Below are 13,401 nucleotides of genomic sequence, written 5' to 3' on the forward strand. Positions count from 1 at the left end.
TTTGTTAGCTTGCCATTACGAAGTTTACAATTAAACGTTAAGCAGCTCTTGGCGACCAGTAAGTTAAAATTTTCGGAAGAGGAATTGGTGGCAGCGCTGCAAAGAAATGAGCGGGTTGCTTTTGAGTTTCTCTATGACCATTATTCAGGTGCCCTCTATAATATTATTCTGAAAACGCTGAGAGATGAAGAGCGTGCGGCAGATGTATTACAGGAGACATTTCTGAAGATATGGAAAAATATTGCTTCCTATAATCCAGTTAAAGGCCGACTATTTACGTGGATACTCAACATTGCGCGGAATGGTGCAATCGATGCAGCTCGCGTGGAAGGCAGGAAGCCGGCAATGGACGAGATTGACGATCGGCTGGCAAAAATAGAACCGGATGTTTCGGAAAGTGAACAACAGACAAGTTCTGAAATGAAGGCAATAGTGGACATGCTCCGGCCAGAACGAAAGATACTGATTGATATGGCTTATTTTCAGGGCTATACACACGAAGAAATTGCGAATGAGTTAGGAATTCCGTTAGGAACAGTAAAATCGAGAATGCGTACAGCATTACAAGAGTTAAAACAATACTTTACAGTATGAATATCCAAGCCTATATAGAATCCGGCATATTAGAGGAATATGTATTGGGCACTGTTTCCCCTCAGGAGAAGCAGGAGGTGGAATGTATGTCTCATATTTATCCGGAAATTAAAGAAGAGCTGCTTAAAACTGAAAGTGCGCTTGAAGAGTATGCGTTGAAATATCAGACTGCTCCTCCTGTTTCACTTAAGGACTCCATTTTTGCACAGTTGGATTTTGAAGCAGCGCCAGACGAAAAGGAAGCGGATCCGGAAGTAGCGAAAAGTACAATCAGTGAAGATGTGAGAAATGGTGAATTTGTTGAGTTACCATCAACAGAAGATGTCGTAAGCTCTTCAGAAGCACCGGTAATTGCAGACGTTTTTACCAAAACTGAAACGGTAGAGGTAACTCCGTTTTGGGCAAAGTTAGCGGTTGCTGCATCAGTACTATTGGCTTTGTTTGCCGGCTGGTCGGTGATACAATCATCTTCTCTGAAAAAATCGAATGAAGAATTAACGGCGCAGGTTCAGCTTATCAAAGAAAGTGCTGACCAGAATCAACAACTGGCTGGTATGTATAGAGATAGTCGCTTCACATTAGTACGTTTAGCCGGACTTGAAAAGTCGCCCGAAAGTGCAGTTGCTGCTTTCTGGGATAAACAGACAAATGAAGTGATGCTTGATGTTCAAAAATTGCCGCCTGCTCCGGAAGGAATGCAATATCAGCTCTGGAGCATTGTTGATAATCTGCCTTTAGACCTGGGTATGCTGGATGATCATTTTGAGCAGAAACTTCTGAAAATGAAAAATACGAAAAGCGGATCTGTAGCTTTTGCCATCACGCTCGAAAAGAAAGGTGGGAATCCTACTCCTACTATGGAGGAGATGTATGTGATGGGGAAGGTGTAATGCTTGGGACGTAATGAAGATCATGTAAGGCCGGGACTGTCTAGTTCCGGCTTTTTTTGTGCTTCAGAGCAACATTTGTGAGTTTTAGATGTTTAAAATGATATTCTCGCAATATTGTCCGCTTTGGTATATTTGCGACTCGTACAAAGAAATCTAATGTGTTTACCGATGACATTGTTGCAAATTTTTAAAATCCTTGATCCCCTTGGTTATAAAGTAGAAAGATGGATAGATTCCGGAATTGACTTTATCCCCAATGTTATTATTGCGATTCTGGTTCTGGTCTTTTTCAGATATCTGGCTTCTTATGTTGGAAATCTTGTATCGAGATTATTGGGCAAAGCATCGCACAATGTGGCAATGGTAAGCCTTATATCAGCGCTGACAAGGATAGCAGTGATTGCGACAGGATTGTTTTTTGCACTAGGTATTCTGGGGCTTGACAAAACAGTAACCTCATTACTTGCCGGTGCCGGTGTGCTGGCGTTGGCGGTTGGTTTTGCATTTCAGGATCTAACTACCAATTTCATTTCCGGGGCATTTATCGCAATTCAGAAACCGATAGCAGTAGGTGATATTATAGAGACCAATGGGTTTACAGGTCGGGTCAAATCCATTGGTTTAAGATCTGTGAAGCTGGATAATTTTGCCGGACAGGTTGTGGAGCTACCCAGTAAGGATATTTTCCAAAAGCCGATTACAAATTTTACCCATTCAGGGGAACGTCGTGTTTCAATAGAATGCGGTGTATCGTATCAGGAAGACTTGAAGAAAGTGGAGGGTCTGACGATCGCCATGATTAAGAGCCTGGATTTCCTGAGTGTCATCCGCCCTGTAGAATTTAACTTCATAAGATTCGGAGAAAACAGTATAGAGTTTCAAATTCTGTTCTGGATTGACCAGGTGAAAGTGGGGCCAGGGCCGGCAAAGAGTGTGGCCATGATGGCTATTAAAAAGGCCTTTGATGAAAACGGAGTTACAATTCCCTTTCCGGTAAAAAATCAGGAACTGACTGTGCAGATACCAAAACCTGAAAAGGAATAAATAAAAAAATGTACGTGTTATATAGCAAAAGAGCGTCTCCCGGTGTGGAAGTCGCTCTTTCATTATATTTCAGCTGATCAGATTAATATCTGTAAGTTTCAGCCTTGAATGGTCCTTGTGGTGTAACACCGATGTAAGCAGCCTGTTCTTCAGAAAGAACATCCAACTGAGCACCTACGTGTGCAAGGTGGAAAGCAGCTACTTTTTCATCCAATGCCTTTGGAAGAACGTATACTTTCTTCTCGTAAGCAGCTGTATTAGTCCAAAGCTCAATTTGTGCCAAAGTCTGGTTCGAGAACGAGCATGACATTACAAATGATGGGTGGCCCATTGCACAGCCAAGGTTTACCAAACGTCCTTCTGCAAGAACGATGATGTCTTTTCCTTCTACTGAATAGATATCAACCTGTGGTTTGATCTGAGATTTAGAAGTGCCGTATGTACCGTTCAACCAAGCCATGTCGATTTCATTATCGAAGTGACCAATGTTACAAACAACAGCTTTGTCGCGCATTGCAAGGAAATGACGATCTGTAATGATCTTATAGTTGCCTGTTGCAGTAACGAAAATGTTTGCACGTGGAGCTGCGTCGTCCATAGTTACAACTTCAAATCCATCCATAGCAGCCTGAAGCGCACAGATCGGATCGATTTCCGTAACCAATACACGGCAACCTGCACCACGAAGTGACTCTGCAGAACCTTTACCTACATCACCGTAGCCAGCCACAACAGCTACTTTACCCGCAAGCATAAGGTCAGTTGCACGACGGATTGAATCTACAAGAGATTCACGGCAACCATATTTGTTATCAAATTTAGATTTGGTAACAGAGTCATTTACATTGATTGCAGGCAAATGAAGCGTACCGTTTTTGAAACGCTCATACAGACGGTGAACACCAGTTGTAGTTTCTTCTGAAAGTCCTTTGATACCTTCGATCAATTCAGGATACTCGTCAAAAACCATGTTGGTAAGGTCACCACCGTCGTCAAGAATCATGTTCAGAGGCTTACGATCTTCACCGAAGAAAAGAGTTTGTTCGATACACCAGTTGAACTCTTCCTCGTTCATACCTTTCCAGGCATATACAGGGATACCTGCTGCTGCGATGGCTGCTGCTGCGTGATCCTGAGTAGAGAATATATTACAAGATGACCAGGTAACTTCTGCACCAAGCGCTGTCAATGTTTCGATAAGTACAGCAGTCTGGATTGTCATGTGAAGGCAACCTGCTACGCGAGCGCCAGCCAAAGGCTGAGATGGTCCGTACTCAGCACGGATCGCCATCAAACCAGGCATTTCTGCTTCTGCTAATGTAATTTCTTTACGCCCCCATTCTGCAAGAGAGATGTCTTTAACCTTGTATGGAATGTACGTTTCAGTTGACGTTGCCATTATATGATTGTTTAGTTTAACTTCTGAATTAGAAGTACAAAATTAACCAGAAAAACTATCTGAGTGAAATTGGGTAGATTAAATTTGGCATTTATTGGGTTAATTTAGATTTTTTATCCATCATTGTCTATTTGTATAGATAAATGAATTAGAGAACGGTGATATCGGTAGGGAAATCAGATATTTTGTCTTAACAAGATTGTTTCGTTCCCAGTTTCTTAAAAAATAAAAAGGCGCAACCCATTTAGAGTCACGCCTTTAATCGTCGTCGATGAATTATTTATGCCAATACGGTGAAGCTCTTAACAATGGCTCCGATACGAACTGCATCGAAGATACGAGCCTGCGTACCGCCATGGTTCAGTACAGATTGTTCGTGTGATGTAACACACATTTCGCAACCATTCAATGCTGAAACCACAAGGCTTACCAGTTCAAAAAGTTCTTTGCCCAACACAGGATTAGCCATGATACTCATTTTAATACCTGCCGGTGCTGTATTATAGTATTCCTTATCCATGAAATGTCTGAAACGGTAGAACACGTTGTTAGCATTCATCAGGGATACACATGCACTTATTTCTGCAATCTCTTTTTCGTCTGCGCCTTCATTCGTAGCAAGCTCTTCAAGCGCCGAAATAAGCGTAGCATTTTTCTCATTAACAGCCACTGAAAGCGCGATCAATATTGCTTCCTTGCGGTTGATGTTCTGAGATTTAAGTACGTTGCTCAGGTTAATTTTTAAATCTTTAAGATAACGGTGATCAAGCGCCGCCAACTTGTTTATCAGCACGCTTTCAAAGTCAGCGGGCAGATTAATTTCTTTATACAGGGAATCTTTCGTATTGCCTGTTGCTGCAAATGGATACATTTTTAGTAGGATTGGAAGTGTGGAAGAAATCAGGAAGTAAAAATTAAGAGTTAAGATTTGATCGCCTTATATATCCGATCATTCTTAACTCTTAATCGCACCGGCGTATCGGCGGCCCGGTTTTAATTAAAACCTAAGCCAGAGTAGCTTCTCCTTTAACCCAGTTGCACGGGCAAAGTTCGTCAGTTTGCAAAGCATCCAAAACGCGGATTACTTCGTTAACGTTACGTCCAACCGAAAGATCGTTTACTGATACCCAACGAATTACTCCTTGTGGATCAACGATGTAAGTTACACGGTAAGCGATTTTTTCGTTAGCTTCAAGAATTCCAAGCTCCTCAGCAAGTGATTTAGAAGTATCAGCAAGCATTGGGAAACGAAGATCACGAAGATCGTCGTGGTTTTTTCTCCAAGCAAGGTGAACGAATTCACTGTCAGTAGAAGCACCGATCAAAACTGTATCGCGATCTGCGAAATCATCAACGTGTTTTCCGAATTCAGCGATTTCTGTAGGGCATACAAAAGTGAAATCTTTTGGCCACCAGAACATTACCATCCATTTCTCAGCATTTTTGTGATCTTCTGAGGTAATATCGTAGAATTCATTTCCTTTTTCAAGAGATACTACTGATGTCTTTTTGAATTCAGGGAATGTAGATCCCACAGATAATAGTCTATTTGCCATGATTGCTCGTTAATTTATAAATTGTATTTTTTTAATGTTACAAATTTACAATCCACCGGCATTGCAGGCAATTTTTGGTATGGTACTATAGCAAGGAATAGTTGATATATACGAATGAATTTAGTTTTTTCTATTAAAAACTTATAGTTATAGATATTGTTTATATTTGAATAGATTTGTCCTATATAATTATATTTATAATAAAGGTAATTATAACGATTAGTCCTGCATAAGAGGGAGTATCGTTTCCAGTGCCATTCCACGTGAACCTTTAATTAGGATATGTGTATGATCCTGCGGGTTATCCATGATCCAATTGTGCAGAGAGAATTTATCAGGAAAGTAATAGGCTTTGGGCAGAGCAGGTAATGCATGTTGCATCAGATTTCCGGCAAGAATCACAATATCGAAATTGCCTGCTGCGATTTGCTTACCCAAAGCCAGGTGTTCTTCTGCGGCTGCCTCTCCCAGTTCAAACATATCACCAAGTATCAGCATCTTTTTCGCCGCTTCCATTCGATCAAAGTTCGCTATTGCTGCTTCCATCGAGGAGGGATTGGCGTTATAGGCATCCATAATTACAGTGTTGGTTCCTTTTGTTACCACCTGCGAACGATTATTGTCTGGTTGATACGAAGCAATTGCCTCGTGCGCATCTTCGTCGGATACTCCCAAATATTTACCAATGGCCAGAGCGGCGCAGATGTTATCGAAGTTATAATTACCCGGAAGGTGCGTGGTAACTTTTCTGTTGTTGTTTGCCTTATAAACAACAACCGGACTTTCCTGTAAAAGCTCCGGATTTACTGGGCTGGATTCGGTACAATAGAAAACAATCTCTCCGAAAGCTCTTCTTTTACTCACCATCTCCATAAGTACTTCATTCTGCGTGTTTACAAAAACGATACCTTTCTTTTTGGATAGATAGTCGTACAGCTCACCTTTGCCTTTGACGATTCCCTGTACACCGCCAAAGCCTTCGAGATGGGCTTTGCCAATGTTCGTGATAAGTCCGTGTGTAGGTTGGGCAATGCTGGATAAGAGCGCTATTTCCTCCTGGTGATTGGCCCCCATTTCGACAATCGCTATTTCGTGTTTGTCTTTGTCAACAGACAGCAGCGTAAGTGGTACACCTATATGATTGTTCAGATTTCCTTTTGTGGCGTAAGTATTGAATCGCATTCCCAGCACTTTTGCAATGAGCTCTTTGGTGGTTGTCTTGCCATTTGAGCCCGTCAGACCAATTACCGGAAATGTGAAAGTTTTGCGGTGGTGCCTTGCAAGATCCTGCAGAGCGGTAAGAACGTCTTCCACCAGAAGAAGTTTAGGGTTCGGATCCAGCGTCGCGTCGTCAACCACGGCATATCCGGCGCCGGTTTTAAGTGCTTCAAGCGCATATTGGTTACCGTCGAATTTATCACCTTTTAAAGCAAAGAAAATGCAGCCTGGTTGTATCTGACGGGTATCTGTACAGATTTTAGCGCCATTCAGGTAAATATCATAAATTGTTTCAACAGGAGTATACATGGAAGATTTTCGGATTACAGAAGTAAAAAGTTTTAGCTGCAGGTACGATCAGTCAGATGGTCTGCGTATAGATTAGTATAACTTTGTTTATAGCTCAATCAAAACGGTTATTGTTCGTTTCAATTAAGAACCCATTTTTTGATTGGCAAAATTAACGGATTATTATTCAACGATGCTCACTAAATATACCTTCATTCTATTCTTGTTGTTCCTGATTTGCCTGCCTGACGTTGGCGTTGCACAACAGGCCTGGTTTAAACGTGATACCATTACAGCTGTTCGGGTAAATGGAAAAACGCTTGTCAATCCCTGGGCGGGTGGTCTGAATGCCTCTCAATTTCATAAAATGCATCTGAATGGAGATGACGAAGAAGATCTTGTTGTTTTTGATCGTACGAATAACAGAGTTACTACTTTTTTAGCTTCTGCGCATCCGCGGGATCCGGGACAGAAAGTCTACGTACATGCACCCGCTTATGAAGCTATTTTTCCGAGAATGGAGAACTGGATGATCCTGGCTGATTACGATGGTGATGGCTTGAAGGATCTTTTTACCAGTACTTCTTTGGGAATAAGAGTGTACCGGCAGGTTAAAACAGGAAACGTCTGGTCGTGGCAATTGCAAAGGGAAGTAATTAGTACCAGGGGATATAGCTCAGTAATTAATCTGCAGGTTTCGGGTCCTGATATACCAGGGATTGTAGATATTGACGGAGACGGAGATCTGGATATAATCACTTTTGATTTTGCGGGTGAATCTATAGAGTTGCACCAGAACATGAGTATGGAACGTTTCGGTGTTCCGGACAGCCTTGGCACGTCTGTAAATCCTGTATATGCCAGAAATGGTGACTGTTGGGGTAATTTTCATAAAGGTACAGGTGAGGATTTCGTGTTTAACTATCCTTGCGGCGTTTCTGACGGTGCGTCGGGGGGAAGTGTGCTACATGCAGGAAATTCCATTTTGTTACGAGACCTGAACGGAGACGGAAAACCTGATCTGCTGATAGGGCATATCAGTAACGAGCACATTTCATTTATAACGAATTCAACCACCGGATTGGCAGCGAACTTTGTAAGTTTTACAAACACCTATCCTGCGAACGCTCCCGTTTCATTTCACATTTTCCCGACTGCATTTATGGAGGATGTGGATTTTGATGGTGTAGATGATCTGATTGTTGCTCCGGGCGTATCCTCCAATGATGGTAATATGGTAGATTTTAAAGCATCGGGGTTGTTATATCATAATGCCGGACAGAACAATAATCCTGATTTCAGGTTGGTAAAAAACAATTTTCTCCAGGATGAAATGATTGATGTTGGAGAAAATGCAGCTCCCTCATTTTTCGATATCGACGGTGATGGTGATCTGGATATGATTATTGGCACAGGTGGTATGCCTGGCACTACCGGATTTCGTGGGAGTTTATGGCTTCTTACAAATACAGGCACGGCTACTGACCCTGTTTATGAAGTTACATCGGAGAATTACCTGGATCTGAAAACGGTACTTGGTCTATATAATATCAAACCCCAATGGGCGGATTTCAACGGTGATGGCGTTGCAGACCTTGGTTTTTTCGGAACTTCTTCGACGGGACTGAGGCCGGAGTTTCGGTATATTCCTAATAAAGGGACAAAAACAGGAGCTGTGCAACTTAGTTTGTCTGATGCCGTATCATTGCCACTTCCTGCAGAAGCGCAGATTGGAGACTCACCCTTTTTCTATGATACCGATGGTGATGGCGATTTGGATATGATCGTCGGAAAACCTTTGGGTAATATATATCATTACACCAACACCGGTAGCAACAGCCAATATGTGTGGAGGTTAGAAACAGACGCGCTTGCCGGAGTTGGTATTAACTACGACGGACGGTTTTCTCATGCGGTGGTAGCAGATATAGATCTGGACGGAAAGCCTGACCTGCTGACAGTAGATCATACCGGCAATGTGAGGATATTTCACAAGGCGATGTGGGGGCAATGGACTTCAAGGGAAAGCCAGCTTATAGAATTGAATGGAAAACCAGCCACAGCACTGCTCGGACGGTATCTCTACCTTGCCGTGGGAGACTACAATGGAGACGGTAAGCCTGATATTGCCGTCGGGAATAATGGGGGAGGGCTTTCTGTTTTTGAGAATATTCTATCGCTTGTGATTACCGGTGTTGAGCCGCCGATGCAAGGTACAGCGAGGGTGTATCCCAATCCGGTCAAAGGAAATGTGAAAGTATTATCCTCTTATAAAGCTTCGTTACGGATATCGACCGTAGCGGGTATCGTGTTAAAACAAAATATACCTGTTCAACCCAATACAGAACAAGAGATTAATACATCGGGATGGGTGCCGGGTTTGTACTTGTTTGAAATTGTGGGTGAACGGTACCGGGAAACCAAAAAGATCGTAGTACACGAATAGTGGCGGGGAATGTTTGCGAAGTAGCAGTTTCAGCTTTTGAAATAACATGAGGCCTTTCAGTAGATATCTATGCTCTAACGCTTACGCCATGTAATTATCTGACAGAAGAAGTAAAACTGGATTAGAACCGGAAATTTATTCATTTAAGCAGTACGGTACAGGACGCGGTTGATTTTTTACTATCGGAAATTACATGTTCCTTTTCAACGGAACGTGCTGTAGCGTACCATAAACAACCACTAAACCTCATGCAAGCTTTATTAGGTGTTCTGTTTCATTTCGTAGGAGGATTTGCCTCCGGTAGTTTTTATATTCCTTATAAAAAAGTTCAGGGCTGGGCATGGGAATCCTATTGGATTGTAGGTGGTCTGTTTTCCTGGTTTATTGTTCCGCCGCTGGCTGCTTATCTTACTATCCCTGATTTTACAAGCATTATTGCTAATACCAACGGAGGAATTCTGACGCTGACTTATTTCTTTGGTGTGCTCTGGGGGATCGGAGGTTTAACGTATGGTCTCGGCGTAAGGTATCTGGGAGTATCTCTGGGTAGCTCCATTATTCTCGGGATATCTTCCGTCTTCGGATCGCTTATTCCATCTATCTATTATCAATTCAATCCACAGGCTGGCAAGGATTCTATCTCTGATCTTTTTACCAATACCTGGGGGCAAATGGTTCTTCTTGGCTTGCTTGTGTGCGTAATCGGGATTATTGTTTGCGGTAAAGCAGGTGGCATGAAAGACAATGACCTCAAAAAAAGCGGGTTTATCTCTGACGATAAAACAGAATTCAAGATCGGATTGGGGCTTACCGTGGCAATCATTTCCGGTGTACTAAGCGCATGTTTCGCTTTCGGTATTGACGCAGGAAAAGTAATGGCAGAAGAGGCGAATGCGCTTTGGAAAATAGAAAATCCGGGACAAGGCGAATTCCTGTTTCAAAACAATGTGACATACGTGGTGATCTTGCTGGGTGGGCTCACTACCAACTTCCTTTGGTGTATGCTCTTGAATGCGCGTAATAAAACCTTCGGTGATTATACCAATACAAAAACGCCGTTACTGAGTAATTATATATTTTCTGCGATTGCCGGTACAACCTGGTTTCTTCAGTTCTTTTTCTACGGAATGGGAGAGAGTAAATTGGGCAACGGACCCAGTTCATGGATTCTGCACATGGCGTTTATCATTCTCGTAGCCAATTCCTGGGGACTTATACTGAAAGAATGGAAAGGTATTTCGAAGAAGACCCTGACCACTATTCTTTCCGGTATACTCATCATTATTTTCTCGGTACTCATCGTGGGGTATGGAAATTATCTGAGAGAATAGTACGGCAAACTATTTCAAATGATTTAAATGGTTATCTGTTTCAGGTAGCCATTTTCTCTTTTTAGCAGTATACAAATACATGAGAGAAATTAATCAAAATAAAGGAAGCTTCGGGGACGACCTCGACTTTCTTGGCAAACATCAATCGGTTATTACACTCGTCGCTTCCGATGATGCAAACGCCAAAGCATTAGTTGTTGCCGGTTATCAGGGTCGGGTTATGACAAGTACCGCTGCCGGAAATGAAGGAAACAGCTATGGCTGGATCAATTACAACTTGATAGAAAGCGGTGTATATCAACCGCATATGAATGCCTTTGGAGGTGAGGAGCGTTTCTGGCTTTCGCCGGAAGGAGGGCAATTTTCTGTGTATTTCAAAAAAGGGTACAAATTTGAGTTTGAGAACTGGCAAACGCCTGCGTGTATAGACTCCCTGCCATTTACGGTAACAGAATTGAGTAGTTCGTCCATAAGTTTCAGTATGGAGGCCGAATTGGAAAATCATATCGGTACGAAGTTTAGTATAGGAGTAAACCGTACCGTTTCCATGCTTGATAAACAAACAATTTTGTCCTCGCTGGGTATTTCTTCATTGGGAAAGTGTAAATCGGTGGCTTACCAATCAGAGAATGAAATTGTCAACAGAGGTATTGAATGGAAGCCGGAAACTGGTATGTTAGGGATATGGCTTTTAGGAATGTTTAGGCCCGGCGACAAAACAACTATTGTGGTCCCTTATACAAGGGAGTATGCTGAGCAGCTTTTATTAACTGATAATTATTTTGGGGAAATTCTATCAGACCGGCTTACTGTAACTGACTCGGCTGTTCTTCTGAAAGCTGACGGTAAATGTAGAAGTAAGATTGGTCTGGCACCGCTCTCTGCAAAAAATGTGGCGGGCAGCTATGATGCTGAAAGCGGTGTACTGACTATCATCCAGTTTGATATAAACCGCAACGAACGTTATCTGAAGTCTACATGGGAAATGCATGCAGAACCTTATACAGGTGACGTACTGAATGCATACAATGATGGAAAACTCGCTGACGGCTCTCAAATGGGTCCATTCTATGAGTTAGAATCCAGTTCTTTTACAAGTGCTGTAAAAGCAGGAGAGAAAATCGTGCATTGCCAGAAAACATATCATTTTGAAGGGGATAATAATGTGCTGAATGAAATTGCATACAAGGTTTTAAATATAAGGTTGGACGAGTTAGGCACCTGTTTTGGGTAGAAAATGGACCTGTTGTCTCATGCATGAAACAGTCAATTGTGGATAAAGCGATCCGGGAAGGGAAAGAATGAGGGTATAACTAACTGGCAGGATACTTTTGAGTAACAGTAGTTTCGTATAATCCGAAAATGCTTTTTCGGGGTATAACTTTATTCGGATATTAAACCTGTTTCAAGATGAGCTGTAGTAAAAAGTATGTTGCTGGTCTGGGGTGTTTGGCCTGGATGTTATTTTCAGGAGTTGAAGGTTATGCCCAGAAGAAAAAACCAGCAAGAAACGTATCATTTGTTAAAACAGAATTGACAAAAACATTCATTGCAGAAGGAGCTGCGATGGGCGATGTAAATAACGACGGCAAGAAAGACATTCTCTCCGGAGCCTATTGGTTCGAAGCGCCGAACTGGACAGCGCACGAGCTTGCCAAACCCCAGACTTTCAATTACGATGGCAGCTATAGCGATTCATTTCTGGATTTCGCCATGGATGTAAATCAGGATGGTTGGATTGATCTGATTCGTATTGACTGGCCGGGCAAAGCTGCTGTTTGGCATGAAAACCCGAAAAATAAACCCGGACATTGGGCGACGCATGTGATTCATGGCTCAGTCGGAAATGAGTCGCCAATACTTGTGGATATAGATGGCGACGGTCGTCCTGATCTGCTTTGTAATGATCCCACACAGAAGAAGGTAATATGGTTGAAATCTCCTGAGAAAAAGGGAGACACGACCTGGACTGAATATGTCATCAGTAGTGATCCTGCGCGCGCTACGCACATGTATACACATGGTATCGGCTATGGTGATATCAACGGCGATGGTCGTAAAGATGTGCTTGTAAAAGATGGCTGGTGGGAAGGCCCGGCTGAGGGACCGGTGAAGAATGGAAAAAACAAAGATTGGAAGTTTCATCCTGCTGACCTGGGCAAGGACTGCTCGCAGATGTATGTACTGGATTTGAATGGAGACGGATTGAACGATGTGATCAGTGCATCGGCACATGACTATGGAATGTGGTGGCACGAGCAGGGTAAGGATGCAAATGGAAATCCAACCTGGACTCACCACGATATTGACAAATCTTTTTCCCAATCGCATGGACTGGCTCTGGTGGATGTGAATGGAGACGGGAATCCGGATTTAGTAACAGGCAAACGTTACTGGGCGCATCATGGGAAGGATCCGGGAGAAAGGGAGCCGGCTGTTTTGTATTGGTTTGAATATAAACCAGGGAAAACACCAACGTGGATCAAACACGAAATTGATAATGATTCCGGGGTGGGGTTACATGTCACCGTGGAAGATCTCAACAAAGACGGGTTGCCTGATATAGTGACGGGTAATAAGAAAGGCGTCAGAATATTTACCCAACAAAAAAATAAATAAAAGCATCGCAAATTAT

11 protein-coding genes are annotated in these 13,401 nt (G+C 42.5%); 7 read left to right on the forward strand and 4 right to left on the reverse strand.

From position 1 onward, the window contains the following. Positions 1–48: 48 nt before the first annotated feature. From DSL64_RS09275 to DSL64_RS09285, 3 genes are all read left to right on the forward strand, one after another. On the forward strand, positions 49–594 hold the full coding sequence (locus DSL64_RS09275) for an RNA polymerase sigma factor (RefSeq protein ID WP_229217013.1): 546 nt from the start codon (positions 49–51) through the stop codon (positions 592–594). Beyond that, the gene (locus tag DSL64_RS09280; RefSeq protein WP_115830467.1) at positions 591–1,484 is read left to right on the forward strand and encodes an anti-sigma factor; all 894 of its coding nucleotides are present in this window, start codon (positions 591–593) and stop codon (positions 1,482–1,484) included. Before DSL64_RS09275 ends, DSL64_RS09280 begins: the two co-directional genes overlap by 4 nt. 168 nt (positions 1,485–1,652) lie before the next feature. Then, positions 1,653–2,528 (forward strand): mechanosensitive ion channel family protein, encoded by an 876-nt coding sequence (locus tag DSL64_RS09285; protein WP_115830468.1) that lies wholly within the window; start codon positions 1,653–1,655, stop codon positions 2,526–2,528. 82 nt (positions 2,529–2,610) lie between these two features. On the opposite strand, the gene ahcY is transcribed toward DSL64_RS09285, so the two are convergent. The 4 genes from ahcY to DSL64_RS09305 form a co-directional block, all read right to left on the reverse strand. Next, positions 2,611–3,927 (reverse strand): adenosylhomocysteinase, encoded by a 1,317-nt coding sequence (ahcY, locus tag DSL64_RS09290; protein WP_115830469.1) that lies wholly within the window; start codon positions 3,925–3,927, stop codon positions 2,611–2,613. 280 nt (positions 3,928–4,207) lie between these two features. Beyond that, entirely contained in the window at positions 4,208–4,798 is a 591-nt protein-coding gene (locus DSL64_RS09295) for a carboxymuconolactone decarboxylase family protein (RefSeq protein ID WP_115830470.1), read from the reverse strand. Between the two features lie 133 nt (positions 4,799–4,931). Continuing rightward, positions 4,932–5,483, reverse strand: a complete 552-nt coding sequence (locus DSL64_RS09300) for a peroxiredoxin (RefSeq protein WP_115830471.1) — start codon at positions 5,481–5,483, stop codon at positions 4,932–4,934. Between the two features lie 219 nt (positions 5,484–5,702). Beyond that, positions 5,703–7,010 (reverse strand): UDP-N-acetylmuramoyl-tripeptide--D-alanyl-D-alanine ligase, encoded by a 1,308-nt coding sequence (locus tag DSL64_RS09305; protein WP_115830472.1) that lies wholly within the window; start codon positions 7,008–7,010, stop codon positions 5,703–5,705. A gap of 172 nt (positions 7,011–7,182) precedes the next feature. Between DSL64_RS09305 and DSL64_RS09310 the strand changes: the two genes are divergently transcribed. The 4 genes from DSL64_RS09310 (at position 7,183) to DSL64_RS09325 (ending at position 13,385) form a co-directional block, all read left to right on the forward strand. Beyond that, positions 7,183–9,435, forward strand: a complete 2,253-nt coding sequence (locus DSL64_RS09310) for an FG-GAP-like repeat-containing protein (RefSeq protein ID WP_115830473.1) — start codon at positions 7,183–7,185, stop codon at positions 9,433–9,435. A 248-nt stretch (positions 9,436–9,683) separates the two neighbouring features. Continuing rightward, on the forward strand, positions 9,684–10,766 hold the full coding sequence (rhaT, locus tag DSL64_RS09315; RefSeq protein ID WP_115830474.1) for an L-rhamnose/proton symporter RhaT: 1,083 nt from the start codon (positions 9,684–9,686) through the stop codon (positions 10,764–10,766). A 79-nt stretch (positions 10,767–10,845) separates the two neighbouring features. Further along, a complete protein-coding gene (locus DSL64_RS09320; protein WP_115830475.1) occupies positions 10,846–12,000 on the forward strand; it encodes a DUF6786 family protein in 1,155 nt (384 codons plus the stop codon). 176 nt (positions 12,001–12,176) lie between these two features. Continuing rightward, the gene (locus tag DSL64_RS09325) at positions 12,177–13,385 is read left to right on the forward strand and encodes an FG-GAP repeat domain-containing protein (RefSeq protein ID WP_115830476.1); all 1,209 of its coding nucleotides are present in this window, start codon (positions 12,177–12,179) and stop codon (positions 13,383–13,385) included. Positions 13,386–13,401 lie beyond the last annotated feature (16 nt).

Origin of the sequence: Dyadobacter luteus (genome assembly GCF_003383615.1) — a bacterium.
Taxonomy (GTDB): domain Bacteria; phylum Bacteroidota; class Bacteroidia; order Cytophagales; family Spirosomataceae; genus Dyadobacter; species Dyadobacter luteus.